This is a genomic window from Paenibacillus sp. FSL H7-0918 (genome assembly GCF_038007025.1).
In the GTDB taxonomy this organism is placed as follows: Bacteria; Bacillota; Bacilli; order Paenibacillales; family Paenibacillaceae; genus Paenibacillus_AQ; species Paenibacillus_AQ odorifer.
In genome coordinates this window covers 2,864,895-2,889,282 of the sequence record NZ_JBBOWJ010000001.1, presented here as the reverse complement: position 1 = coordinate 2,889,282, position 24,388 = coordinate 2,864,895, and the positions used below count along the sequence as shown (strand labels likewise).

The 24,388-nt window shown below is 44.5% G+C and carries 24 protein-coding genes and 1 riboswitch; of the genes, 17 read left to right on the top strand and 7 right to left on the bottom strand.

The window, feature by feature from the left end; translation table 11 throughout:
* Positions 1–69 precede the first annotated feature (69 nt).
* The 3 genes from MHI15_RS13035 (at position 70) to MHI15_RS13025 (ending at position 2,510) form a co-directional block, all read left to right on the top strand.
* Positions 70–891, top strand: a complete 822-nt coding sequence (locus tag MHI15_RS13035) for a methyl-accepting chemotaxis protein (RefSeq protein ID WP_036682244.1) — start codon at positions 70–72, stop codon at positions 889–891.
* Positions 892–971: 80 nt separating this feature from the next.
* Entirely contained in the window at positions 972–1,250 is a 279-nt protein-coding gene (locus tag MHI15_RS13030) for a hypothetical protein (protein ID WP_038573810.1), read from the top strand.
* 138 nt (positions 1,251–1,388) lie between these two features.
* Positions 1,389–2,510 (top strand): nitric oxide synthase oxygenase, encoded by a 1,122-nt coding sequence (locus MHI15_RS13025; protein ID WP_076307563.1) that lies wholly within the window; start codon positions 1,389–1,391, stop codon positions 2,508–2,510.
* Positions 2,511–2,634: 124 nt separating this feature from the next.
* Here MHI15_RS13025 and MHI15_RS13020 read toward each other — a convergent pair whose 3' ends face one another.
* The gene (locus tag MHI15_RS13020; protein ID WP_076124124.1) at positions 2,635–3,276 is read right to left on the bottom strand and encodes a TetR/AcrR family transcriptional regulator; all 642 of its coding nucleotides are present in this window, start codon (positions 3,274–3,276) and stop codon (positions 2,635–2,637) included.
* Between the two features lie 187 nt (positions 3,277–3,463).
* Here MHI15_RS13020 and MHI15_RS13015 point away from each other — a divergent pair, with 187 nt between their 5' ends.
* Together MHI15_RS13015 and MHI15_RS13010 are read left to right on the top strand one after the other, a co-directional pair.
* A complete protein-coding gene (locus MHI15_RS13015; RefSeq protein ID WP_038573803.1) occupies positions 3,464–4,216 on the top strand; it encodes an SDR family NAD(P)-dependent oxidoreductase in 753 nt (250 codons plus the stop codon).
* A 163-nt stretch (positions 4,217–4,379) separates the two neighbouring features.
* Positions 4,380–5,795 (top strand): hypothetical protein, encoded by a 1,416-nt coding sequence (locus tag MHI15_RS13010; protein WP_076278256.1) that lies wholly within the window; start codon positions 4,380–4,382, stop codon positions 5,793–5,795.
* Positions 5,796–5,862: 67 nt separating this feature from the next.
* On the opposite strand, the gene MHI15_RS13005 is transcribed toward MHI15_RS13010, so the two are convergent.
* Entirely contained in the window at positions 5,863–7,353 is a 1,491-nt protein-coding gene (locus MHI15_RS13005) for a peptide MFS transporter (RefSeq protein WP_076191619.1), read from the bottom strand.
* Between the two features lie 255 nt (positions 7,354–7,608).
* On the opposite strand from MHI15_RS13005, the gene MHI15_RS13000 reads away from it, so the two are divergent.
* The 4 genes from MHI15_RS13000 to MHI15_RS12985 all read left to right on the top strand — a co-directional run bounded on the left by MHI15_RS13000 (position 7,609) and on the right by MHI15_RS12985 (position 10,922).
* Positions 7,609–7,965 (top strand): nucleotide excision repair endonuclease, encoded by a 357-nt coding sequence (locus MHI15_RS13000; RefSeq protein WP_036682230.1) that lies wholly within the window; start codon positions 7,609–7,611, stop codon positions 7,963–7,965.
* Positions 7,966–8,099: 134 nt separating this feature from the next.
* Positions 8,100–8,765 carry a glycosyltransferase gene (locus MHI15_RS12995; RefSeq protein WP_175617270.1) on the top strand — a complete coding sequence of 222 codons (666 nt, stop codon included), beginning with the start codon at positions 8,100–8,102 and terminating at the stop codon, positions 8,763–8,765.
* A 208-nt stretch (positions 8,766–8,973) separates the two neighbouring features.
* Entirely contained in the window at positions 8,974–9,663 is a 690-nt protein-coding gene (locus tag MHI15_RS12990; protein WP_239498760.1) for a hypothetical protein, read from the top strand.
* Positions 9,664–9,668: 5 nt separating this feature from the next.
* Positions 9,669–10,922: a polysaccharide deacetylase family protein gene (locus tag MHI15_RS12985; protein WP_076124117.1), complete on the top strand. Its 1,254-nt coding sequence runs from the start codon at positions 9,669–9,671 to the stop codon at positions 10,920–10,922.
* Positions 10,923–10,938: 16 nt separating this feature from the next.
* Here MHI15_RS12985 and MHI15_RS12980 read toward each other — a convergent pair whose 3' ends face one another.
* Positions 10,939–11,997, bottom strand: a complete 1,059-nt coding sequence (locus MHI15_RS12980; protein ID WP_341164475.1) for an endonuclease/exonuclease/phosphatase family protein — start codon at positions 11,995–11,997, stop codon at positions 10,939–10,941.
* Between the two features lie 155 nt (positions 11,998–12,152).
* Between MHI15_RS12980 and rlmN the strand changes: the two genes are divergently transcribed.
* The 4 genes from rlmN to MHI15_RS12960 all read left to right on the top strand — a co-directional run bounded on the left by rlmN (position 12,153) and on the right by MHI15_RS12960 (position 15,378).
* Positions 12,153–13,223, top strand: coding sequence for a 23S rRNA (adenine(2503)-C(2))-methyltransferase RlmN (rlmN, locus tag MHI15_RS12975; protein ID WP_036682223.1), 1,071 nt, complete (start codon positions 12,153–12,155; stop codon positions 13,221–13,223).
* A 79-nt stretch (positions 13,224–13,302) separates the two neighbouring features.
* Positions 13,303–13,590, top strand: a complete 288-nt coding sequence (locus tag MHI15_RS12970; RefSeq protein ID WP_036682221.1) for a DUF6509 family protein — start codon at positions 13,303–13,305, stop codon at positions 13,588–13,590.
* Between the two features lie 222 nt (positions 13,591–13,812).
* Positions 13,813–14,292 carry a transcription elongation factor GreA gene (greA, locus tag MHI15_RS12965; protein ID WP_036682220.1) on the top strand — a complete coding sequence of 160 codons (480 nt, stop codon included), beginning with the start codon at positions 13,813–13,815 and terminating at the stop codon, positions 14,290–14,292.
* A 156-nt stretch (positions 14,293–14,448) separates the two neighbouring features.
* The gene (locus MHI15_RS12960; protein ID WP_076222382.1) at positions 14,449–15,378 is read left to right on the top strand and encodes an AEC family transporter; all 930 of its coding nucleotides are present in this window, start codon (positions 14,449–14,451) and stop codon (positions 15,376–15,378) included.
* Positions 15,379–15,381: 3 nt separating this feature from the next.
* Here MHI15_RS12960 and MHI15_RS12955 read toward each other — a convergent pair whose 3' ends face one another.
* From MHI15_RS12955 to MHI15_RS12940, 4 genes are all read right to left on the bottom strand, one after another.
* Complete coding sequence (locus tag MHI15_RS12955) at positions 15,382–16,224, bottom strand: aldo/keto reductase (RefSeq protein WP_076278257.1); 843 nt, start codon at positions 16,222–16,224, stop codon at positions 15,382–15,384.
* 58 nt (positions 16,225–16,282) lie between these two features.
* On the bottom strand, positions 16,283–17,491 hold the full coding sequence (locus MHI15_RS12950; RefSeq protein ID WP_076124110.1) for an MFS transporter: 1,209 nt from the start codon (positions 17,489–17,491) through the stop codon (positions 16,283–16,285).
* 210 nt (positions 17,492–17,701) lie between these two features.
* The gene (locus tag MHI15_RS12945) at positions 17,702–18,244 is read right to left on the bottom strand and encodes a hypothetical protein (protein WP_445668001.1); all 543 of its coding nucleotides are present in this window, start codon (positions 18,242–18,244) and stop codon (positions 17,702–17,704) included.
* A gap of 128 nt (positions 18,245–18,372) precedes the next feature.
* Positions 18,373–19,341 carry a Gfo/Idh/MocA family protein gene (locus MHI15_RS12940; RefSeq protein WP_076191635.1) on the bottom strand — a complete coding sequence of 323 codons (969 nt, stop codon included), beginning with the start codon at positions 19,339–19,341 and terminating at the stop codon, positions 18,373–18,375.
* Between the two features lie 196 nt (positions 19,342–19,537).
* On the opposite strand from MHI15_RS12940, the gene MHI15_RS12935 reads away from it, so the two are divergent.
* The 4 genes from MHI15_RS12935 to MHI15_RS12920 all read left to right on the top strand — a co-directional run bounded on the left by MHI15_RS12935 (position 19,538) and on the right by MHI15_RS12920 (position 24,355).
* The gene (locus tag MHI15_RS12935) at positions 19,538–20,488 is read left to right on the top strand and encodes a sugar-binding transcriptional regulator (RefSeq protein WP_341164474.1); all 951 of its coding nucleotides are present in this window, start codon (positions 19,538–19,540) and stop codon (positions 20,486–20,488) included.
* 157 nt (positions 20,489–20,645) lie between these two features.
* Positions 20,646–20,749: riboswitch (purine riboswitch) on the top strand.
* A 168-nt stretch (positions 20,750–20,917) separates the two neighbouring features.
* A complete protein-coding gene (locus MHI15_RS12930; protein WP_036682464.1) occupies positions 20,918–21,532 on the top strand; it encodes a xanthine phosphoribosyltransferase in 615 nt (204 codons plus the stop codon).
* Positions 21,526–22,845 (top strand): nucleobase:cation symporter-2 family protein, encoded by a 1,320-nt coding sequence (locus MHI15_RS12925; protein WP_036682206.1) that lies wholly within the window; start codon positions 21,526–21,528, stop codon positions 22,843–22,845. Before MHI15_RS12930 ends, MHI15_RS12925 begins: the two co-directional genes overlap by 7 nt.
* Positions 22,846–23,056: 211 nt before the next feature.
* Positions 23,057–24,355, top strand: coding sequence for a GntP family permease (locus MHI15_RS12920; RefSeq protein ID WP_076124103.1), 1,299 nt, complete (start codon positions 23,057–23,059; stop codon positions 24,353–24,355).
* The last annotated feature ends 33 nt before the right edge of the window (positions 24,356–24,388 follow it).

Genomic DNA, 24,388 nt, shown 5'->3' with positions numbered 1-24,388 from the left:
ATATTCATTTAATAACCCATTGTGACGATAAAACTACATATACATTTTTTTTATATGGGAGATGAAGAGATGAGTATTATCGATGCCTTAGTCCTCGCAGCACCTTATTTCAAAAAGATTCACTCGCAGGATATTATGATTGGAATCACGGACAGGGAGATCTTCCATTATTACGCACCAAGTAAAGTTATTGATCTCGGATTGGTTAAGGGTAACCCTATCCCGCCTGAAGATCTGTCGCTTTCAAATGGACTGAAAGGTATAGCAAGCTCTAACCGAATCCCAGCAGAAATTTATGGAGCTCCTGTAATCTCAACATGTGTACCTATCTACGGAACGGATGATGATGTAATCGGGGTTTTTGCCATTGCCTATACACTAGAGAACGAGAATAAGCTTGAAGGATTCACAGATGAGATTAATGAGATAAGCAGTCATCTAATGGAGATGGTGCAGAGCGTAGCTGCCCAATCTCAGGAGTTATCAGCTACTTCGCAGCAAATATTAGATAATACGCGTAGAGCCGTAACAGAATCACAAGAAGTGAATAAGGTTGCCGGCTTCATTCGTGAGATTTCTGAGCAGACGAACCTGCTTGGGCTGAATGCGGCAATCGAAGCCGCGCGTGTAGGAGAGCAAGGGGCAGGTTTTGGGGTGGTTGCTACGGAAGTACGCAAACTGTCCGTTAACACTAAAGAAGCAACCCATAATATTGAAAAATCACTGAGTGATGTTCAAAAGTCCATTAAGCAAATGGAGCAAGAAATTGAAGCGATCTCTGCTTCTTCACACTCACAAGCAGAATTGGTCACTGAATTCAGCGGTGTCATTGAGCGCCTGAATAAAGCGAGTAATGAAATGACGTCCTTTATGCAATCCATTATCCAGTAGATAGTGAATGCATAAGATGACTTCACCCAAACCATGCTAGAAGAGAACAGGCGCATTTCAGAAGGGAGCGTATTTCATTTATGAAACAACCCGATTCCAGTCTGCAAGCGAATGACAATGTAACTCAAGCCAAAAATTCTTTGGGCAAGCTTCATTTCTCTGTCTCTCAGGCACTTAGTCATCCAACAGAACAGACTTTGGCACAGGCTGAGAACCGCCTGGCACATACTGAGCAGGCGATTCAGCAAGCTCAGGACTGGCTAGGTCCTCAAGGTGTGGAGTTGGCTGAAGAACTGTTGACCGAGGATAAGAGCAGACTTGCCTCATTGAATAAGCAAGGGAAACGTTCAGAGCGCTAAATGTTCCTGCCACAACCTGTGAAGCTCCAAGCTTCACGGGTTGTTCTTATGCGCTTTTCCCTGAAAGATGTGGCATAGGAAGAGGGATGTTATACTGGATTGGAGTTTAAGCAAGGGTTTAGATGGGGGATAAGGGATATGAATGGCAAGCACATCGAAGAATTAACCCGGCAGGCGGAAGCTTTCATTCGACAATGTTACGCTGAACTAGATAAGTCTGAAGCCGAGACGGATCATCGCATCCTAGCCGTACATGAGGAAATTAACCAATCAGGCAGTTACACACATACAACGGAAGAATTAGCGCATGGTGCAAGAATGGCCTGGCGCCATAATAGCCGCTGCATTGGGCGTCTTTTTTGGCAATCCATTGAGCTAATCGATGAACGCCAAGCAGAGACTGAGGAACAAGTTGCTGAAGCGTTGCTGCGACATCTGGAAAAGGCGAACAACGGAGGACGTATTCGTTCACTCATCACGGTTTTCCGCAGCGGAGAAGATCCGAATCAGCGGATTCGGATCTGGAACCACCAATTGATTCGTTATGCCGGTTATCCTGGCGATGAAGAACACGGACGTGCAGGCGATCCGGCATCGGATGAATTCACAAAAATGTGCCAGCAACTAGGTTGGCAAGGAACGGGTGGCGATTATGATGTGTTGCCGTTAGTGATCAGTATTGGCAACGGGCATCCCTACGTTTTCCCTATTCCTGATCACTTCATTCAGGAGGTACCGTTAACACATCCTGAAATTGAACGTTTTGCTGAGCTTCAGCTTCGTTGGTATTCTGTACCCATTATCGCGGACATGCAGTTGGAAATTGGCGGTATTCTGTACACGGCTGCTCCTTTTAACGGTTGGTACATGGAGACTGAAATCGGCTCGCGTAACTTGGGGGATACCGGACGATACAACACTTTGCCAGCTATAGCTGATGTGATGGGACTGGATCGCTCCAGCAACACAACGCTTTGGAAGGATCGGGCGCTTCTTGAGCTGAATCGCGCAGTGCTGCATTCCTTCAAGCAAGCAGGTGTCAGCATCGTGGATCACCATACAGCAGCAGATCAATTTGTTCGATTCCAGCAACAGGAGAACGAGCAGGGGCGCCAAGTCTCAGGGCGCTGGTCCTGGTTGATTCCGCCTATGTCACCCTCGTCTACACCGATTTGGCATGATCGTACGTTAAAAGAATATGATTTCAGCCCTCGTTTTCTTTATCAACAATCACCCGTCGCAACCTGCCCATTTCACTAGCTAACGAAGGCAGTATATAGGTCGCAACTTGAATCTGGATAGAGGTAATTTCCTTGGAAATGTCTCTTTTTGTTTTGACTATAGAAAAAGCGCCAAGTTCCCCTCCTAAGGAAACTGGCGCTTTTTAGGCTTTTAAATGATCCAGAAAAATTTGTTTAAGCAGCTCAAGCTGATCGTCGGAGTCTAGATCCGATTCCAGCAGGAGAATGTTTTTTTTCATCGTTAGTTTTCTGGAAAAGAGGGCAAAGCTATTCATGAGCGTAATTAAGGTCTCTTTTACGGGGAGACCCGCACGAATAGAGCCGTCTTCTACCCCATTTTGAATGATCCTGGAGTATTCATGCCAAATTTTGCGGTTGAGTGCATTGAAGCTCAGAACATCCTCAACAGGTTCATTTGAGTGTGAGGCGTAGCTTTCGAAATTGACCATAAAAATAATACTTAGATGATTTTGATCCTGAATAAAGAAATCAAATAATTTCTCGATTTGTTCAAGACAAGTAAGGGGCAAGTCAGCTACGTATTTAAAATGATCGAGCATAGGCTCCAGCATTCGGGTGGCTACAGCCACTACGAGTTTTTCTTTTCTGGGAAAATAGCGAAATAACGTCGCAATCCCGATATTGGCTTCGCTTGCGACATCTTGCATCGTCGACTTTTCGATTCCTTTTTGTGATAATACTCGTTCTGCGGATTCGAGGATCGTAATTAATCGTTGCTGCTTACCATCGGATCTTTCTTTTTCGTATCGTGTTTTAGGATTCATGAGGGCTAGACCCTTCCATTTTTTGATTGGGATTTTCAATTATTAGTATTATATCCACCGTTTATTGGATTAAGCAAGGAGTGGTTGTAGTTCTTTTGTAAAAATGATATGATGTATATCACAGTGATAGTGTGACTATCATCACTCAAATATTATATCACAATATGATTATAGAGGAGACCTAATTATGAATCGTCTAACTAATAAAGTAGCAATTATTACAGGTGCAGGCAGCGGCATGGGCCGTGAAGAAGCCCTTTTATTGTCCAAAGAAGGTGCTACAGTTGTAGCCACTGATATTAACGAGGCTGCCGTACAAGCAGTTGTGAAGGAAATTGAAGCAAATGGTGGTCAAGCAGCAGCTTATGCACATAATGTGGCTTCCGAAGAAGACTGGATCAAGGTTGTAGAAGATGTGATTAGCAAGTTCGGGAAAATCGACATTTTGGTAAACAATGCAGGGATCTCATTCCCGGTTCAATTGCTCGAATCCACTGTTGATCAATGGAACAAGGTAATGAACATCAACGTGAGCAGCGTATTCCTTGGCATGAAGCATGTTGTTCCTCAAATGAAGAACAATAAAGGTGGTTCCATCGTTAATATTTCATCCATCGCAGGTTTGACTGGCAGCAGCGGTGCTGGTGCTTATACAGCTTCAAAAGGTGCAGTTCGTATGCTTAGTAAAGCAGCAGCTGTAGACTTTGGTAAAGATAACATTCGTGTGAACTCTGTTCACCCAGGATTTATCGAAACCCCAATGAGTGCTGAATTTGTAAATAACGAAAAAATGCATAGCTTCTTTATGTCTCAGACTGCGCTGCCACGTGTTGGACGTGCTTCTGAAGTAGCTGAAGCTGTATTGTTCTTGGCTTCTGATGAAGCTTCTTACATTACAGGTGTTGAGCTGCCGGTTGATGGCGGAGTTGTAGCTAAATAATAATCTCTAATTAAGAAACATTAAGAAGCCGTCCCATACGTAGATTTTCTCTACGCGCGGGACGGCTTCTTTTGCTGTTTTAGGCCCATTTCTACTGAACATTAGCCTACACCCCTGCATACCATATAGCACTCGGATAGTAGGAGAAGGGTGTGGTGCAGAGATGGGCATCCAGTTAACAGCGCTCCATTATGTATATCTGGCATTTATCGTATTTATAATGGCACTTCTGATCAAGAGACGGGACACAACGATGATCTGTATTGCGGGCATCTTTGTACTTGGGTGGTTAGCCACAGAAACTGTCAGTGGTTCGGTCACAGGTGTATTCAACTCTTTTGTATATGCAACCAAGGAGCTAATGGGTACGATCATGATTATTTCGATCATAGTAGCCATGAGCCGGGTATTAACACGCACGGGGATTAACGAAATCATGGTTGCTCCACTTACCCGCTTTTTGCGCACACCGTTCATAGCCTTTTGGGGGATCGGTCTGATTATGATGGTCACCTCATGGTTCTTCTGGCCTTCACCCGCAGTGGCCTTGATCGGGGTTGTGCTGCTGCCGGTTGCCATTCGAGTGGGACTGCCGGCTCTTGGAGCGGCGATGGCAATGAATTTATTTGGCCACGGGATTGCGCTCTCAGGTGATTACATTATTCAAGGTGCACCTAAACTAACAGCAGATGCGGCCGGACTTCCGGTGACCAGTGTCATGGAGGCGAGTGTTCCGCTTGTAATTGTTATGGGCGTGGTGACTACGATAACGGCGTATTGGATGATGCGCAGAGATCAGAAGAAGGGAACTTGGCGAGACGGTCTTATTGCCGGGAAAAGTGCCGTGAGTGCGTTATCTGCAGAGAATGATACGGCAGAAGATCCAGCGGTGATTCATCCAGCATTGAAACAATGGCTGGCCATCGCCATTCCCATCCTGTTTTTAGCCGATGTAGCAGGCATGTTTCTGCTCGATTTGCAGGGTGGAGACGCAACTGCCTTAGTTGGTGGTACTGCGGTGTTCATTCTGGTTGTAGTAACCTTGTTGGCACATCGTAATAAAGGATTGGAGCAAGTAACTACTTATCTGATTGATGGACTTACGTTTGGCTTCAAAGTATTTGGTCCTGTGATACCGATTGCCGCTTTTTTCTATCTGGGGGATTCGGCGTTTGCTGAATTATTCGGCAAAGTGCTGCCCGCCGCATCTCAGGGGATTGTAAATGATCTAGGGGTCGCTCTAGCTCATAACGTTCCTCTGAACGGTGCAGTGGGTGCTGTGACCGCAACTATAACCGGAGCCATTACAGGCCTAGATGGTTCAGGGTTCTCGGGCATTTCACTTGCCGGGTCTATTGGGAAATTGTTTGCGGTGGCCACACATTCCGATGCGGCGACTTTAACTGCGCTGGGTCAGGTAGCTGCCATTTGGGTGGGTGGAGGCACGCTGATTCCGTGGGCATTGATTCCGGCGGCTGCTATTTGCGGAGTAAGCCCTTTTGAGCTGGCAAGACGGAATGTTAAGCCTGTATTGATTGGGCTGGTAGTCACGACGATTGTCGCCATGTTTCTGGTGTAGAGGTTGGATAACTATAGGAAACTAAAAAAAGGCTGCCGAGAAGATCTCGGGCAGCCTTTGGGTGTCTTTAATGTATCCCTTTCATGAAATTCTGAATTTTGGAAGAGAATAGGAAGAGGATAAGCGCAAGGATAAGGGCCACTCCACCAATTACTCCAAAGTACATCATTTCGGTATCCGGGGTATAGAACTTCACAATTTGAGCATTAATTGCTTGAGCAGCGGCATTCGATAAGAACCACATACTCATCATTTGAGCGGTAAAAGCCGCCGGTGCCAGTTTGGTCGTTGCTGATAAGCCCACAGGGGACAAGCATAACTCCCCGATTACGATGATAAAATAGCTGAGTACCAGCCATAATGGATTCACAAGTGAATTAGCTCCACCGAAATAAGCAGGTACTAGAATCACCAAGAAGGATAAACCGGCAAACAATAAACCAAGCGAGAACTTTTGCGGAATCGAGGGTTGACGGTTACCGAGCTTTAACCACAACCAGGCAAATATAGGTGCAAGAGTGATAATAAACAGCGGGTTAAGCGATTGGAACCAAGCAGGAGAAATGTGTAAGCCTGCAAAATCCAATTGGGTCCGTTTATCAGCAAAACTAGCTAGAACTGTGGAAGTCTGCTCTTGAATCGCCCAGAACATAATCGATGCGATAAATAAAGGAATGTATGCGAGAATTCTTGACCGTTCAACGGCTGTTGTTTTGGGACTGCGGTACATCATAATGAAGTACATCGTTGGAATAAGTAAGCCTAACACCCCTACTATTTTTATTAATGTTTCAAAGGTAAGCACTCCGGTAAGAATGCCGATCGTAATCAAAATCGCAAGTACAACTAATCCTACACCAATCCAAGTAAAGATTTTTTTCTTCTGATCTGCAGGAATAGGGTTGTGTACAATCGTACCGGCCAAACCCAGATTTTTTGTGCGAGTCATAATATAAACGACTAGTCCAATAAACATTCCGACTGCGGCAATCGAGAAACCTAGATGGAAATTATTCATGCCTACTGCGCCAACAATTAGTGGGGAGAGAAATCCTCCCAGGTTAATGCCCATATAAAAAATGCTGAAGGCAGCGTCACGGCGGTTATCCTGCTCGCTATAAATTTCGCCGACAATACTTGAAACATTGGGTTTCAGTAGACCCGTTCCTAGTACGATTAAAACCATCGAAGCAAAAAACAATGTGGTATTGCCTGGAATAGCCAGTAGTATATGCCCGAACATGATTAAAACACCGCCGTAGAAAACAGCCCTCGAAGTCCCGAGGAGCCGATCCGCAAGCCAGCCTCCAATGATCCCTGACATATATACAAGCGATCCATAGATAGACATAATAGAAAGTGCCATATCTTCAGGTAATCCGAGACCGCCTTGGCTCACTTCATAATACATGTAGTAGACAAGGATAGCTCGCATGCCATAATAAGAGAAACGCTCCCAAAATTCTGTGAAGAAAAGGGTGAAAAGTCCCTTAGGATGTCCGAAGAAACCCTTTTGCGGGACGCTATCTACTATTTTTTGCCGGTCTGTTACTGCCATGAATCAAATCCTCCTAGATGACAAATATCTATATATCATGATGCAAACGCCTCTATTTTATTTATAATCCTCTACTGTCTAAGACCGCAACCCTTGGGCAGGAAGGTTTTGAATAATGCCATAATTTTTAGTGATATTTCCATTAGATCAATTGAACTTGCTTTTATTGTATTTATTTGACTGCGCCAGATTGAATGGTCTTACTTAGCGATTTATGATACTATTTACTCCTATATAGAAAGAGGACGTGAGCTAATGATCAACATAACGATTCCAAAAGCGGATGTTAGTATTACTAAACAAATTAACCCGCAGTTAAGCAATATTTACGGATTTACGGACTTTCACCTGATTCCGAGAGATTACGGCGGTATCTTTATGTTCTACAATGATCAGGATGAGTTGTTGTTTGTAGGTAAAGCGAGAAAGCTAAGACCAAGAATTAAAAAACATTTTGAAGACACCGTATCTGACATCAAGCAACATCGGGACGAGGTCACCAGAATTGATGTGTGTTTGATCGAAAGTCCAGTTCATAGAGAGATCTACGAAACCTATATCATTAATGAACTGAAATCTAAATACAACGTAGATAAAGTGATGTTTAGATAAAAGTAAGACCCAGGCACCGTCCACGTGATGGTGCTTTTTTGTGTTCTGAGAATAGTTGCGAATGAAATAGAAGTAAAGGTGCACAATATACAAGATATTCAAATCCATCACTGTTCACAAGGAGATAGGTCATATTGAAAAATAAGTATTTGATGTTGAAGCTAACCTTATTGTGTATGTTTCTGGTTGTAAGTGTTACACCTACAATTGCCGATGCTGCAGCAGCTAAAGAGAAAAAGAGCTCCCACAAGCAATGCTTAACCCCCTCCGTAATTGAGCTTAAGGATAATCTTAGGAAGTTATGGATCGATCATGTGGTATGGACAAAGAACTACATTGTTAGCGCCTTTGCAGATTCTGAGGACAAGGATAAGGTACTGGCAAGGCTGTTACAGAATCAACAGGACATAGGGGATGTCTTTAAACCGTATTACGGTGAGGCAGTTGGAGATAAGCTGGCTCAATTATTGCGGGAGCATATTCTTATTGCCGGAAAAGTTCTAGGTGCTGTAAAGGCTGGAAATCAGGCCGATGTGGAAAAATACAATAAAGAGTGGTATGCCAACGCTGATGACATTGCCAAGTTTCTTAGTAGCCAGAACCCCAAATATTCTTATGAACAATTAAAGGAAATGCTTCATGAACATCTGGAATTGATTACTGATGACGTGACAGCTAGAGTTAAAAAGGATTGGGATGCCGAAATTGCCGCATTTGATAAAGGGCTGGAACATATGATCATGTTCGCAGATATCTTAACCGAGGGATTGATCAAACAATTTCCCGATAAATTCAATTGAAATCAAAGCACCCGAAGGGGTGCTTTTTTTATTTTGCAGAAGAGAATAGGTCTTTAGGTGCATTTCAGAAAGTTAGATATAAAGGCTCACTTACATACAAGATAAGTAAACTATAATAGACTCGTGGGCACTCGACATTTTTTGACATTTTTTTATAATTGAGGTGATAAAATCGATGATTTCCCCCTTTTTTAAAAAGAAAGATTCAGTGGATAAGCAATCCAAGTCGGATATGGTTCAAAAGGTACAATTATTAGATGAACAGGTCGAAGAAATAGAAGAAAAGACCTCAGACGAGACTTTAGCTGGATTGGTTACTACAGGCAAAGCTCAGCTTGATAAAAAATCACTCGATTTGATCTTCTCCGTGGAGCAGATTATTCAGGCCAGACAACATGCGGAGACCAATATTAATGAACTTCAGGATCGGTTAACCCATTCCAGCAGTCATGTGGAGCGCTTAAACCGGGATATGAAGAACCTCAATAAGGTTATTGAGGAAAGAGAAAAGAATGTCCGCGAGCTTGAGCATAAGTTGATTGAGAGAAATTTGAAGGTCGATCAAGTGCTGGAGGATTACCGGGAGCTTCAAACTACGCTCACAGCTGAGATTGAGGAATTGAAGAGTACCATTGAGCTGGAGCAGCAAAAATATGTAAATTTGATTCAAAAACATAACGAAGCCCATGCAGAGAAACTCAAAAAGATGAATGATCTGGAAGAGAAAATCGGACGGGTTGAGATTGAGAATGCACATCTAAAACAAAAGTACGATACGATTCGCCAAGAAAAGGCGTATCTCTCGGGTATGATCAGCGATTTCACCAATCGGATGACGGTTCCTTTTGGGAGTGGCAGTAGTCTGACGGATCGAAACGATGGAAACGGAGATACATAGGATTCATGGCATCTAAGGAACCGGACACCATTCTAATGATTGAGTTACTGTCGCTTGAGCATGAACAGGCCGGTTATCAGATTGAGGTAGGTCTAACCCGTAATGTTGGGTACGCAAGAAGCAAGCTCACCATAGATGAATTTACATACGAACAATTGAAGGCGCTAGGTCCCTTTTCCGGAGGGAGAATGAGATTGTCGCTGTATCCGAAGTGGGATCCGTTTCGGAATAGTTACTACAGCACGCTGATTATAATGAACAGAGCTTACAGCGAAACATTGTATTTTGCCTGTTCTGAAAATTATGTAACCCAACTTCTTCAATTAAAGCAGCAGGACTATCCTCAAGTAGAAGAGGAGAGGGTAGTTCAGACCATGCTTCCCTCTACAGAACCAGGGCATAGGATAAGCAGAAAGAAGACCAAACGTATTGGACTGGTTGCACTGCTGTGTCTCATGTTCGCTTGTTTGATATTTGTGTTACCTCTGAGAATGGATGGACAACTCGTAGATAGTGCTGAAGCGCTGGAGGAACCCGTATTAGGGGCCGACTCTGAGCCATTACTTTCGGTACCGTTCGTTACCCTAGCGCAGACGATATCGGTTCATAACCAGCAAGCTGAGCCTACACCAGAACCTTCAGTCCCTCCTCAAGAACAGACATTACCGTACGAAAAGTATGAATTACCCGAGAATGAATTTTTGTATAGTTTGCCGAAGGGTTATGTTGCCTTGTCATTTGATGATGGACCGTCAAAGTATACGAAAGAGATCGTAGATATTCTAGTAGAACATAAGGTGGCTGCCACCTTTTTATTCATTGGGAATAAGGTAGCTCATAATGCGGAAGCCGTTAGGTATGCTAATGAGCATAAGATGTCGGTTGGGAGTCATTCGTGGGATCATAGCAAAATGACTGCTAATGGCGTTGAGGAGAACCGGAATAACTTGGCGAAGACTAATCAGGCGCTGGAGGAAATTACACAATCACCGATTACTATTTTTCGGCCGCCATATGGGGCGATCAATGACAAGTTAACCGCCAAGGTGACGGAACAGCAGATGAAGGTATTATTGTGGAATCGTGATCCCGAGGATTGGAACGTCAAGAACCCAGAGGATATTCTTCAATATGTTCATCATGCCGATCCGTCCGGCGGAGTCTATCTATTTCACGAAAAGAAGATTACTGTAGAAGCTTTGCCCGCTATCATTAAGTATTTCCAAGAGAAAAACCTAAAATTTGTTGTTTTTAAATAGAATCAGAGAATCCATGTTATTGCAGAATAAAAGTGGCTGTTACAGGGTTGTGATCACTGTGTTCGAAGGATAACTCATGACCCTGTACGCCGCTTATGCTGACGTTTGGTGAGACTAGGAAGCCATCAATCACTGCGCGGAAATTCACACCTTCTGAATAGGCAACATCGAGCGTCCGGACGGAGGGTACCTTGGCATCTACAGCCCACTGAAAGCCCTGTTGAAAATGTTCAGGGAATTCCTGCAGCCATTGCGGCCAATCCTGCGTTGTCTCGAAAGCATCAGGAGCTGTACCCGGAAGGGAATGGTTCCAATCTCCCCCTAAGATGAGGTAATTCCCTTTGTCATTCTCCTTCTTGATATAAGCCGATAAATACTCCAATTGCTGTTTGCGAATCGTTCCGCCTTGGTCAAAGGCTGATAAATGAAGATTGACTAGAATCAGTTCTTTTCCATTATCAACGGGGAATCTGCTCTCCACAAAAGCACGGTCGAGATCAAATTGTTGGCGAGGCCAGGTTTCTTTGCCCGGGAGATCATATCTAATATTACTTGTGCTGTTAAAACGGGATAAAGTTAATAAACCGCTGTTCACCGAGCCCATCGGATCAAGAACAGGAAGCGGTACCCAAGGTACCTTGTAGTTGGTCGCGAAAACATTGCTGTAATCAGCAAATTTATTCGACAAGTAAGAGACTTCATCTATACCGTTGCTACGGGAAGAATCGATGTCGACCTCCTGCAGCATGAACAGGTCCGAGTCTGTAACTGTCATAAGGGACGCTACGGCCTCAAGGTTTATCTTCGTTTGTTCCCTACTGCTTGAGCGTGACTTTGTTCCGCCATCCATAAAGAAATCTTGGCCTTTATCCAACCCGGCGTAGCCAATATTAAAGGTAGTTACAGAAAAGGACTCTCCCTGCTTCATTACTTGCTGCGGATTATTGTTTACAGTAAGTGTAGTAATCTCCTGTGGTTTATAGTCAGTGAGAGTAATATACACTAAAAAACCGCCAAGGATTAGAACGGCAGCTAGAAGGGTGAAGCTGATTGCTTTTATTCTTGTTGAACCCATATGATTCCATCGCTCCTTAGATACATGTTCATAGAACAGACTTTAATGGTGTAAACTTCGACACAACCCAATAACTCCCCTTGTTTTAATAAAAAAAATTTGAGACAATGAGTAGTGATGGTCTGAACTTTAACGTTTTGAAAAGAGGATAACGAATGAATATAGAATCCATTTATGGATTAACTTTTGATCAACTGGCGGCATGGCTGTTAGAACGTGGACATAAAAAGTTTCGGGCTACGCAGGTCTGGGATTGGCTTTATCGGAAGCGGATTACAGACTTTTCGGAAATGCTCGATGTAAATAAAGATTGTGTAGAATTATTAGAGCAGAATTTTGTCATTCATACCTTGGAAGAACATGTAAAGCAGGAATCTGCGGATGGGACGATTAAGTTCCTGTTCCGCCTAAAGGATGGCAACCTGATCGAGACCGTGCTTATGAGACAGAAATACGGCTTGTCTGTATGTGTAACCACGCAAGTGGGCTGCAATATCGGCTGCAGCTTCTGTGCAAGTGGGCTATTGGCGAAGAGCCGGGATCTCTCCAGCGGAGAGATTGTGGAGCAGATTATGAAGGTCCAGCAGCATCTGGATGCGGCGAACCTGGATCAAAAGGTCAGTCACGTCGTAGTGATGGGCATTGGCGAGCCATTCGATAACTTCAAGAACCTGCTCGATTTCCTGGCGATTGTCAAAGATCACAAGGGACTAGCAATTGCAGGCAGAGGGATTACCGTATCAACGAGCGGATTGGCTAACAAAATCGTTGAATTTGCGGATGCGAATACGCAGGTGAACCTGGCGGTTTCTTTGCATGCCCCTAATAATGAACTGCGGACGCAGATCATGAAGATTAACAAGGCCATTCCAATAGAGAAGCTAATGGAGTCTATAGATTATTATTTGGAGAAAACCAAGCGGAGAATTACGCTGGAATACATTCTGATGAAGGATGTAAACGACGGCAGAGAGCATGCGCTTGAGCTGGCCGAGCTGATTGGCGATCGACGCCCGCTCGTCAATGTGAATTTGATTCCTTATAACCCGGTGGATGAACACAGCCAATATCAAAGAAGCGAGCGGGAGACGGTGCGGGCTTTTTTTGATACCTTGAAGAAGCAGGGTGTCAGCGTAAGCACTCGTCTGGAGCATGGTGTGGATATTGATGCTGCCTGCGGACAGCTGCGAAGCAAACAAATCAAGAAATCTAAAGCCATGGCTTGACGGACTACCTCGACAACAATATGTTACTTTTTGTGATACAATGACGTGGCAGGTATTAGGAAAAGAGGTTGATTGAGTTATGTTGACATTTACGGGCTACAATGTGGAGAATGTAAAAGATCCTTTCGGTATACTAACCGGTAAACGGTATGAATTTGTCGTTCAACTGGACGTTCCAGAGGATGATGAGCTGTATGTAGAGAACGGAGTATCCGCTAGAGCGATTATTAAGGTGGATGAAGATCAAGTCAGCATCGTAAGTTATGATCTACAGGAGACAACTTCAGGTCAACTGCTCGATTTCGATATGGAAGAGGACGAGGAAGAAGCGTTACTCCTTTTTTGTAAAGAGCATTTGCCAGAATAATTAAGCAGCATTGACCTCCTTGCCCAATGTTCAATTGTGGCAGGGATTTTTTTAAAATATAAGCATTTATATGATTTGTACTTTAAAGTATCTTTATATTTCTACGAGAAATGGTTGTCGTCCTTTAAGGACGACAATGTTGTTTCTTCTTGTAAGATCTTTCGCAAGTTTGGGATATATCGGTTAAAATATTATAAAGCATCCAAAATAGGAGTTGTATACATGTCTAATGAAGAAGTGTTCTTGACCAAAGAAGGGTTGGCTCAATTAGAGGAAGAGCTGAAGGAATTGAAAGGCGCAGGGCGTAAGGAATTGGCCGCACGGCTTAAATTGGCGATCAGCTATGGAGACTTGAAGGAAAATAGTGAGTACCATTCGGCCAAGGACGATCAATCGTTCATGGAGACTCGTATTATGATTCTGGAGAAAATGTTGACCAAAGCCAAGATCGTGGATGAGAGCCAAATGGATCTGTCAAAGGTTAGTATGGGTTGTATTGTTATTCTGAATGACATCGAATATTCGGAGAAGATCGAATATAGAATTGTTGGAGCTGCTGAGGCAGATGTTCTTAATAACAAGATTTCCTATGAAAGCCCGCTAGGCAAGGAATTGCTGGGTAAAAAGGTCGGAGATATTGTTAGTGTGAATGCACCGATGGGCATCATTAAATATGAGTTGCTTGAGATCAAAATGATGTAACAATATACCGAAAAGCTCCCAACCCTTTGTAAGGGTTGGGAGCTTTTTTGCTGGTATGATAGGTTTTGGCTATGAGATATATTGATTTCAAATCTTAGACGTTCTGCGCTGTTACGCTTATAGTTTGAAGTAACCTACAGCAGAGGAGTTCTATTCATGATCCAAAGTGTGTTATCGACGTTATACCAAGTCATCGTGCCTTTGTCCATTCCTGTGATCGTGGGTGCCCTACTTGGGCGGTTTAAGAATCTGGATACGAAGCCGTTATTGACGCTTTATCTATACTTTTTAACGCCGGCAATTATTTTAAATACATTGGCTACTGCCGAGATATCCATGAATGATATTTATAAGACGCTCGCCTTTTCGCTTCTAAATCTAATCTTCTTATGGGCGATTGCGAATATAGTCGGCAAATTATTGAAGCTAGATCCATCCGAAGTATCCGGTCTGACCTTGATTTCAACGTTTACGAATAGCGTGAATTATGGACTTCCGCTGGTGTTGCTAGCTTTCGGACAGCTTGGTCTCGATAAGGCCTCTGTATATGTGATCGGACAGATGATTATCGTGAATACGATAGGCGTTTATTTTGCAGCAAGATCTCAGTTCTCGGTAAAAAATGCAGTGAAATCGGTCTTTTCACTTCCTGCCATTTACGCAGCTCTGTTGGCCCTTCTTCTCCGTATCTTTGGCCTGCATTTGCCTGCAGAGGTGGCTACAGGGGTTGCCTTGGTAGCTGGAGGATATTCACCGGTGGTACTGGCGATCCTTGGCGCACAGATGGTTAAAGTGAGAAACATGCCATCCGCACGCAAGGGTCAGTCTACTTTTTGGACTGGGCTGTCGATTCGATTAATCTTAGCGCCGCTAGTGGCTTACCTCGGATTATCGATCCTGCAAATTACCGGAACCTTGTTCTCTGTGCTGCTGATTTTGGCTTCTATGCCAGTTGCCGTCAACGCCGTCGTGCTAGCCGAGCGTTTTAATGCCTCACCGGAGCTGGTATCCAAATGTATTTTGTGGACGACGCTTGCTTCGTTTCTCGTGTTGCCGGTGCTTATAGTGTTAGTGCAAGGTGCGTAACCCTTAGAAATCAAAATGATCTGGGTCTGGACCTACCCGCTGATCTTGGTTGAGAGAGTTAATTAGAGTCATATCCTCGTCAGATAATTTGAAATCAAACACGTCTACATTTTCGACGATCCGGTGTTCTTTAGTAGACTTAGGAATGGTGATAATCCCCCGTTGCAGGTCCCAACGGACAATAACCTGAGCGACGGATTTGTCATGTTTGACGGCAATTTGTTTCAGTACAGGCTGATCGAACAATTGACCTTGCATTAACGGAGACCAAGCTTCTAATTGGATTCCTTGCTCTTTGCAGAAGTCGAGCAGCTCTTGCTGATTCAAATAAGGATGTAATTCAACTTGATTGACCATCGGCTTAATCTCAGCATCCTTCAGTACATCTTCAAGATGGTGAATCTGGAAGTTGCTGACCCCAATGGCTTTTACCCGGCCCTCTTTATACAACGTTTCAAGCGCTCTCCAAGACTCTTTATATTTTCCTTTTACAGGCCAGTGAATAAGGTACAAATCCAGGTATTCAAGTCCGAGTTTTGCTAAGCTAGCCTCGTAGGCGGCAATGGTTTCTTCGTAGCCCATATCTGCGGTCCAGACCTTTGAGGTTACGAAAAGCTCTTCTCTGGACAAGCTGTTCTCTTGCAGAGCCTCTTGGATGGCTTGTCCCACGCCTGTTTCATTCTCATAAATTGCGGCAGTGTCAATGCTGCGGTAACCGTGTCTAATAGCCGATTTGATCGCTTGTATCAGTTCTGCGCCTTCTTCCACTTTAAATACGCCAAGCCCTAGCCAAGGCATATTTACACCGTTGTGTAATGTAGTTGTATCCTGTAGATGTTGAGCCATAATAAAGTAACCTCCTAAGATATTTAAAAGTTTGTTTGGGTTGTTAATGGACTGCTCTTTAAGCAGCTTTAGTCTGGAGAGGAGCCTCATCTTTCTTCTCCAGAGCACGGCTCCATGCCGTCAGTATTACTGCGGACAGAACCATGATGGCACCTACCCAAGTGGTATGAATCAGTCCCATATGATCTGTGACGATGCCGCCAAGGTACGCACCAATGGCAATACCAGCGTTAAAAGCAGCAATATTTAATGCAGAAGCTACATCTCGTGCACTTGGCGCATATCGATCTGCAAGCGTAACAACATGTACTTGCAAGCCGGGCACGTTCATGAAAGCTAACAGTCCCATAAAGAAGATCGTAATCAGTGCGGCAACCTTGTAAGGTGCGGTAAAAGCTAAGACAAATAAGACGACAGCTTGGACTGCAAACATATAGAATAGAGCATTCATCGGTTGGCGGTTGGCGGCTTTACCTCCAATCACGTTCCCGATGGCAATCGCAATGCCGTATACAAGCAAGATTACGGCGACTGTATTCTCTTTGAAGCCGCTGATCTCATGCAGAAGGGGCGATAAATAAGTAAAGACTACAAATGTGCCCCCATAGCCCAAAGCCGTAATCGCGAAGGCAAGCAGTAAACGCCCATTGGTGACCAGCTTAACTTGCTCACGAAGGGGTGTATGGGTACCTTTGCGCAGCCCGGATGAAGGAACAAGGATCAGATTGCCGATGAGTGCTATAAGCCCGATAGCAATAATAGCAACAAATGCAGCACGCCAGCCGAGTTGTTGGCCAAGGAACGTACCTAGCGGAACGCCAGTAACAGTAGCTACTGTAAGTCCAGTGAACATGATGGCAATGGCACTGGCCTTACGATCCTCAGGCACGAGGTCGGCGGCAATGGTCGAAGCAATCGACATGAACAAGCCATGGGCCAGAGCGGAAATTACTCTCGCGATTAACAGCAGTGTAATTCCGTCCGCAGCCGCCGCAAGACTATTGCCGATAATAAAGACGATCATAATGCTTAGCAGTAAGGTTTTGCGCGATATCGACGTGGTTAGCGACGTTAAGATGGGTGCGCCAAAAGTTACTCCTAAAGCGTATAAAGTAACGGTCAACCCGGCTGTGGTTACCGGTATATGCAGATCCGTGGCGATTAGAGGCAGCAGCCCCACACTGATAAACTCAGTGGTACCAATCGCAAAGGCACTAATGGCTAGAGCTAAGAGCGCCAAGGTGCTTCTTTTTTTATCTAAGGACATTTCTTTCACTCCTACGCTGTGTTAATCACCGGCCGGTAAGTGCTATTATGAAGAGATCTGTCCATTAAGTATAGTACGTACTTTAAAGTGCTATAGGTACTAAAAAGTACCTATAGCGCAACTCGCCAAACCGCAAAAAGCATGGGCACCCTGATCTCGTCAGGTTTGCCCATGCTTTTTTGCTATGCTTGTTATATAGTCCCAATAGGGTTAACTAGACCGTTGTTTGAGGTGGCGCCGTTTAGTTGTGCCTTTGTTAGTGGCGTGCCCACCCGATCCTCCACCAACCGCCTGCTGTTGTCTTGTTCCTGGGCTTTCAATAGCGGAGTTTGTTCCACCGGTGCTGAACGTTCCGCCTCCGCTTACTACCTGAGTTGCGGAGGCATTCTGGCTCCGTTTAGGCAGTTTAACCGTCTGGGTATTGATAACGACCACAACTTCTTTGCGATACGGATATAATAAGAGGGGCTTAGCTTTGCCGCGTTTGTAGCCCCCACTGCCTAGGTTAGTCGCATCACCGCCTGCGCCGACACTTTGTTGTTGGCGTGTATAGGGAGAAGCAATGGCGGCATTATTGCCGCTTGCGCTGCTGCGCCCTGCACCGCTTGCAATTTGTGTAGTGTTGGGGGCGTTCGTATATTGATTGTTGATGACAAAGACTAATCTGTCCACTCCGTGGAGTGGGGTCCTTGTAATTATGCGCCGTTTTCCTTTTTGAATAATGACAACGATCCGGTCTCTTTTATAGGCCACCCATATTCACTCTCCCATACTTTGACTTCATTAACATTAATGCAGATGGGGGGAATAAGTGATGAATACGGGCGATCTATCTCGAAAAACAATCATTTGCCTAAGTAGCTGCCTACTAAACGGTTTATTTATTCAAAGCTATATTTGATCCCCCATTGCTCCCGGACATTGCTCATAATGTCCATGACATCCAAGGAGAGGTTGAGGGTCTCTTTATGGCTTTTATCTGCAATATACCGCTGCATATCTTCAATCTCGTATTGCAAAGCTTTGGCTGTATCTCCAGCTTCAATCGTCTCTACTGTGCCATCCAAATATTGAATGGTGGCTTTGCTGGCCCGCGGGAAATTGTCTACGGTAATAAATCCGAGTTCTCCTGCAACCACCCCCCGTTTAGGCATTTTGGAGCGCATTGTAAGGGAGATTACCGCCATTTCATCTGCCGCATTGTTAAGAATAATACCGGATTGCTCGTCCACTCCTGTCTCGAATTGTTTTACCGTAGTAAGAATCTCATGGGGCTGTTTGGACAGGAAGAATCTTGTGAAGGACAGCGCATATGTCCCAATATCCAGCAGTGCTCCGCCCGCCAGATCTTTGCTGAAGAAACGGTTGTTCACATCATATTCTTTATGGCTGCCAAAGGAGACCTGCACCATTTTGAGGCGCCCGATGATGCCATCATCAATGAGCTGCCGCAGTTTCTTATACAGTGGCATATGGTAGATGGTCATAGCTTCGGCCACAACCAGATCCTTTTCAGCGGCAAGTCGGGTGACTTCTTGAAGTTGTTTGCTGTTCACCGTGATTGCTTTTTCGCAGAGAACATGTTTGTTATTCTGTAAGCTTTCAATGATGTATTCATAATGATTGCTATGTGGCGTAGAGATGTACACTACATCAATTGCAGGATCTTGCAGCATTTCACTGTAACTGCCATAAGCTTTCGTGGCTCCATATTGATTAGCGAATTGTTGTGCTTTCTCCAAGCTTCGCGACCCAACCGCATACAACGTTCCTCCCGTTTCATTCAGCGCAGCCGCAAATTCGGCAGCTATACTTCCTGGACCGACAATTGCCCACTTTAAAGGGTTCATTTCCAGCACCTCACTTGTTTGATTTTTTGTTTTTATTTAGAGATACCTTGATTCCATCTGAACCATTCATCTTCATAAAAGTTTTAATATTAAGCACATTTGTGCAATATAATAATAAATGTGCAAAACAATCGTCTACAGTATAGCGGGGGGGTCTAAATCCGTCAAACTGTTGAATACGCGGGGGCGTTGTAACATGGATCGAACAGAAGATAAGAAGCTGCTTATTAAAATAGCACAAATGTATTATGAACAGAATTTAACGCAGAGTGAAATCTCCAGCCAACTTGGTATATATCGTACCACCATCAGCAGGATGCTAAAGAGGGTACGTGAAGAAGGGATCGTTACAATAACTATTAATTACGATACTGGCGATCATTTTACATTGGAGCAGGAGCTGAAGGAGCGGTTCGGGCTACGGGAAGCCATTGTTGTGGAGGTAGATCCTGCACAGTCCAGCACGATTAAACGCAAAGCTATAGGACAAGCCTGTGCGAGATGGCTCGAGCAAGTGCTTCTCCCGAAAGATACGATTGGGTTTTCTTGGGGAAGCAGCTTAGCTAGCGTTGTAGAAAGCCTAACACAAGCCCAGAGATCATTTGTAACCTGTGTACCTACGGTCGGCGGCCCATCAGGAAAGATGGAGAGCGGGTACCATGTAAATAACATCTGTTATCAAGCTGCTCTAAAATGGGGTGCGCGCTCGTTAATGATTGATGTTCCAGCGATCACGGAGCAAAAGGAAACTAGAGATCAACTGATGAATTCCCAGTATTATCAGACCATTGCCAAGGCGTGGGACCATCTGGATATCGCTGTGTTCGGCATCGGATCGCCGGAAATGAAAGGGGAAGAGGCGTGGCGCGGTTTTTATGGTGATGCAGTGATTGCTGAGCTGGAGAATGGAAAGGTCGCTGGTGATATCTGTTCACGATTCTATGATGGCAACGGGATTCCCGTGCATACCGGAATATCGGATCGAACACTGACCATTGAGCTGGAGCAAATTAAGCAAGCACGGTATTCGATTGGTGTAGCGGAGTCACTTGAGAAGGTAACGGGGATCCTTGGGGCACTAAATGGGGGTTATATGAATGTACTTGTAACGACCCAAGAAACAGCGCAGAAGATATTGGAGTACTAACTACTAAATGTAAACAATTGAATTTCGTGAAAATAACCTGAAAATGGCATGCAAATTGCTTAAAATTTTGCTTGTAAGCACCAGACAGAGCGTGTAAGATATACAAGGTATTCATATTGAACATTTATAAAAATATAAGTTTCACATTATACATTATCCTTATATTTGCTTGTCAACTCATATAATCTTGGGAATATGGCCCATAAGTTTCTACCGGATAACCACTGTAATTATCCGACTATGAGTGAAATAGCGCATCTAGGGTTCCGCTTCCTGACTATGGAAGGACTGGACCGAGCGATGCGGACACTATGCAGTGTTACACCACTAAGGGACAAAAACCCAGAAGGACAAATTCACTTGAGAGAAACGACTCAAGGGATTTGTCCTTTTTTTGTTTTTAATTCAGAAGGAGAGATCAAGTTTACTATGAAGGTACTTCAAGAGCGCATCAGACAAGAGGGTCTTATTTTATCAGATACGGTACTAAAGGTAGATTCATTTCTGAATCATCAGGTGGATACGGAGCTTGCCTTACAAATTGGACAGGAGTTCAAGCGGTTGTTCGGACATTTGCCTATCACTAAAATCATCACTATTGAAGCGAGTGGCATTCAATTTGCCATGGCTACGGCCATCGCCTTAGGCGTACCGTTTGTATATGCGAAGAAGAAGAAAGCAGTGACCTTATCTGAAGCGGTCTATTCCGCGCCGGTACATTCTTTTACACGCAAAGAGGATTATATGGTTAGTGTCTCGCAAAAATATATCGGACCAAGCGATAAGGTGCTTATTGTAGATGACTTTTTGGCTACTGGTGCTGCTCTTGTTGGACTGGTTGATATCGTGCAAGAGGCTGGCGCTGAGCTCCTTGGCGTTGGTTGTGTGATTGAAAAATGCTTCCAAGAAGGCCGGAGTCTACTCGAGGATAGAGGGATAGAAGTCCATGCTTTAGCCCGGATTACATCTATGTCACCAGGTGAAATTCATTTCATTGATAATGAAAGTTCAAAAGAGCCAATCAAGGAGAGTGCGAGATGTTAAGCAAGAAAAAAGTATTTGCGTTAGGATTTCAGCATGTACTGGCGATGTATGCCGGAGCAGTTGTTGTTCCGCTGATCGTAGGGAACGCGCTGAACCTGAATGCCACCCAAATGGCCTATCTTATCGCAGCTGATTTGTTTACTTGCGGGTTAGCTACTTTGCTGCAGATTATGGGCACTAAGTATTTTGGCAGCAGGCTGCCGGTTATTCTTGGATGTACCTTTACGGCAGTAGGGCCGATTATCGCTATCGGCAGTGCCAACAATTTGGCGACGGTGTACGGAGCAATTATTTTATCTGGTTTATTCGTGGTACTGGCGGCCCCCCTTTATGGGAAGCTGCTGAGGTTTTTCCCAACGATAGTAACGGGCTCAGTCGTGACCATTATTGGGCTATCTCTTATTCCTGTAGCTATGAATAGCGTAGCTGGCGGAGAAGGCAGCGCTGATTTTGGGAATCCCCGCAATTTGTTGCTTGCACTGATCACGCTGCTGGTCATTTTAGCGGTTAACCGTTTTACTACAGGATTTCTTCGCTCGGTCTCTGTCTTGATAGGTCTTTTAGTGGGTACAATTATTGCTTATGGAATGGGCATTGTTAGTTTCTCTACAGTAGGTGAAGCCTCTTGGGTAAGTGTTGCACAGCCTTTCTACTTCGGATGGCCTCAGTTCAATCTTACGGCTATTTTCACTATGATCATTGTTAATATTGTTAGTATGGTGGAGTCTACAGGTGTTTACTTTGCGATTGGTAAAGTGACGGATCAGAAAGTGGAACAAAAGCAGATCGTAAACGGGCTGCGTTCGGAAGGTTTGGCGATTATGCTGGGCGGGATCTTTAATGCATTTCCGTACACAGCATTTTCGCAAAATGTAGGTCTGGTCTCGCTGACTCGGGTCAAAACTCGGAATGTTATTTTTGCAGCCGGCGGGATTATGGTTGTGCTTGGACTACTGCCTAAATTGGCGGCTCTGACAACGGTTATTCCCAATGCCGTACTGGGTGGAGCGATGATCGTGATGTTCGGATCGGTTGCTGTTTCCGGGATGTCGATTCTGTCAGAGGTAGATCTGCGCAAGGATGGTAATCTGCTGATTGCCGCTTGTAGTATCGCTGTTGGTTTGGGTTCGGCAACTGTACCTGCAATGTTCGATCAATTGCCTGAATTCGCTCGGATGCTGCTGCAAAACGGTATCGTATCCGGTTCCCTTACAGCGATTGTGCTGAATATCTTCCTCTCGAAGACAAAGGATAATGTTCTGGCAGAAGATCCTGCTGCCCCTGTTCTAACGAAAGAAACTCAAGTTTCTTAATACGTCTAATTCATGTTAAAAGACCAAGCTCTGGTGTGCTGAAACCTAAGCTTGGTCTTTTTCTCATGCTCAGAGCTTGTGCATATGCACAAAAAAATAGGTTGTCCCGTCAATATTATTGGGTTTGTAAGCGCAGTATACTCAGTTTAGAAAGCGTTATCAAATTACACACTGTATAGTGTCAAATTCTTATACTAGGGGGCAACTAGAGATGGAAGGCACAGTAATTAACTGGATGGGCGCGATTGCGGGATTGATTCTGGCCGTCGTATTGATTTTCAAAAAGGTTAACCCGGTCTACGCACTCTTTTTAGGCGCGATTGCCGGAGGGATATTAGGCGGGGCATCCATTGCAGAGACAGTACAATATATCATCGACGGAACGAATAGTGTTATGGGGGCAGTTGTACGTGTACTCGCGGCTGGTGTGCTGGCCGGGGTATTGATTGAATCAGGGGCAGCCGAACGAATGGCCGAGACCATAGTAGATAAGCTTGGCGAAAAGAAAGCGTTATTATCTATAGCGCTGGCAACTATGATTATTACAGCGGTAGGCGTATTCATCACAGTCGCTATCATTATTGTCGCTCCAATCGCTTTGTCCGTAGGTAAGAAGATCGGCATTTCCAAAACCGCTTTGCTGCTCGCACTGGTCGGTGGCGGTAAAGCCGGTAACATTATTTCACCGAACCCGAACACCATTGCCGTAGCTAAAGGCTTTGATGTAGATTTGGCTCAGGTCATGATTCATGGATTCATCCCAGCCATTGCGGGTCTGATTGTCACTGTTATTATTGCTAATCTGCTGGTCAACAAAGGTGTGAAAATTGCAGAGGGCGACGTTGTAACTAAAGAGGAAGACAGTACTAAGGTTAAACCTAGCTTTGGCCGTGCCATCGTCGCTCCAGTTGTCGCTATTTTACTTCTAGCCATTAACCCAATCGGAAATATTCTAAATATTGAATTGCTGAAATCATTTAAAGTCGATTCTATGATCATCTTGCCTCTTGCCGGCATTATTGGATTGATTGCTATGAAACAAACGAAGAACATCATTTCTTTTACAACCTCAGGGTTAAATAAAATGACAGGTACAGCCATTATCCTGATAGGTGCTGGTGCTATCGCTGGTATTATCTCGAAATCGGATTTGAGTGCTACTGTTGTAGATGCAATAACGGCTATGGGGATTTCCGGAACGTTCCTTGCGCCAATTGCAGGGATCCTGATGGCGGCTGCTACAGCATCAACCTCTACGGCTTCTATCGTGGCTGCCGGATCATTTGGTCCCGCTATTCTTTCGATGGGCACAGCGCCGCTAAATGCAGCAATTATGGTGCACACCGGGGCTACAGTCATTGACCATCTGCCACACGGTAACTTCTTCCACGTGACCGCTGATTCCGTTAAGATGAACATTAAGGACCGGATGTCACTGATTCCTTATGAAAGTCTCGTGGGTCTGACGATGGCTATCGTCGCCACTATATTATACGGCTTCATCCTATAATTTATATTTGCAACTAGAAGGGACGGATATTCT

Coding starts and splice junctions, on each gene's coding strand:
- greA (WP_036682220.1), top strand. CDS start 13,813: ATGTCTAATGAAGAAGTGTTCTTGACCAAAGAAGGGTTGGCTCAATTA.
- MHI15_RS12935 (WP_341164474.1), top strand. CDS start 19,538: ATGGATCGAACAGAAGATAAGAAGCTGCTTATTAAAATAGCACAAATG.
- MHI15_RS13000 (WP_036682230.1), top strand. CDS start 7,609: ATGATCAACATAACGATTCCAAAAGCGGATGTTAGTATTACTAAACAA.
- MHI15_RS13020 (WP_076124124.1), bottom strand. CDS start 3,276: ATGAATCCTAAAACACGATACGAAAAAGAAAGATCCGATGGTAAGCAG.
- MHI15_RS12925 (WP_036682206.1), top strand. CDS start 21,526: ATGTTAAGCAAGAAAAAAGTATTTGCGTTAGGATTTCAGCATGTACTG.
- MHI15_RS12920 (WP_076124103.1), top strand. CDS start 23,057: ATGGAAGGCACAGTAATTAACTGGATGGGCGCGATTGCGGGATTGATT.
- MHI15_RS13005 (WP_076191619.1), bottom strand. CDS start 7,353: ATGGCAGTAACAGACCGGCAAAAAATAGTAGATAGCGTCCCGCAAAAG.
- MHI15_RS13025 (WP_076307563.1), top strand. CDS start 1,389: ATGAATGGCAAGCACATCGAAGAATTAACCCGGCAGGCGGAAGCTTTC.
- rlmN (WP_036682223.1), top strand. CDS start 12,153: ATGAATATAGAATCCATTTATGGATTAACTTTTGATCAACTGGCGGCA.
- MHI15_RS12940 (WP_076191635.1), bottom strand. CDS start 19,341: ATGAACCCTTTAAAGTGGGCAATTGTCGGTCCAGGAAGTATAGCTGCC.
- MHI15_RS12960 (WP_076222382.1), top strand. CDS start 14,449: ATGATCCAAAGTGTGTTATCGACGTTATACCAAGTCATCGTGCCTTTG.
- MHI15_RS12955 (WP_076278257.1), bottom strand. CDS start 16,224: ATGGCTCAACATCTACAGGATACAACTACATTACACAACGGTGTAAAT.
- MHI15_RS12970 (WP_036682221.1), top strand. CDS start 13,303: ATGTTGACATTTACGGGCTACAATGTGGAGAATGTAAAAGATCCTTTC.
- MHI15_RS12980 (WP_341164475.1), bottom strand. CDS start 11,997: ATGGGTTCAACAAGAATAAAAGCAATCAGCTTCACCCTTCTAGCTGCC.
- MHI15_RS12985 (WP_076124117.1), top strand. CDS start 9,669: ATGGCATCTAAGGAACCGGACACCATTCTAATGATTGAGTTACTGTCG.
- MHI15_RS13030 (WP_038573810.1), top strand. CDS start 972: ATGAAACAACCCGATTCCAGTCTGCAAGCGAATGACAATGTAACTCAA.
- MHI15_RS12930 (WP_036682464.1), top strand. CDS start 20,918: ATGAAGGTACTTCAAGAGCGCATCAGACAAGAGGGTCTTATTTTATCA.
- MHI15_RS12950 (WP_076124110.1), bottom strand. CDS start 17,491: ATGTCCTTAGATAAAAAAAGAAGCACCTTGGCGCTCTTAGCTCTAGCC.
- MHI15_RS13010 (WP_076278256.1), top strand. CDS start 4,380: ATGGGCATCCAGTTAACAGCGCTCCATTATGTATATCTGGCATTTATC.
- MHI15_RS13035 (WP_036682244.1), top strand. CDS start 70: ATGAGTATTATCGATGCCTTAGTCCTCGCAGCACCTTATTTCAAAAAG.
- MHI15_RS13015 (WP_038573803.1), top strand. CDS start 3,464: ATGAATCGTCTAACTAATAAAGTAGCAATTATTACAGGTGCAGGCAGC.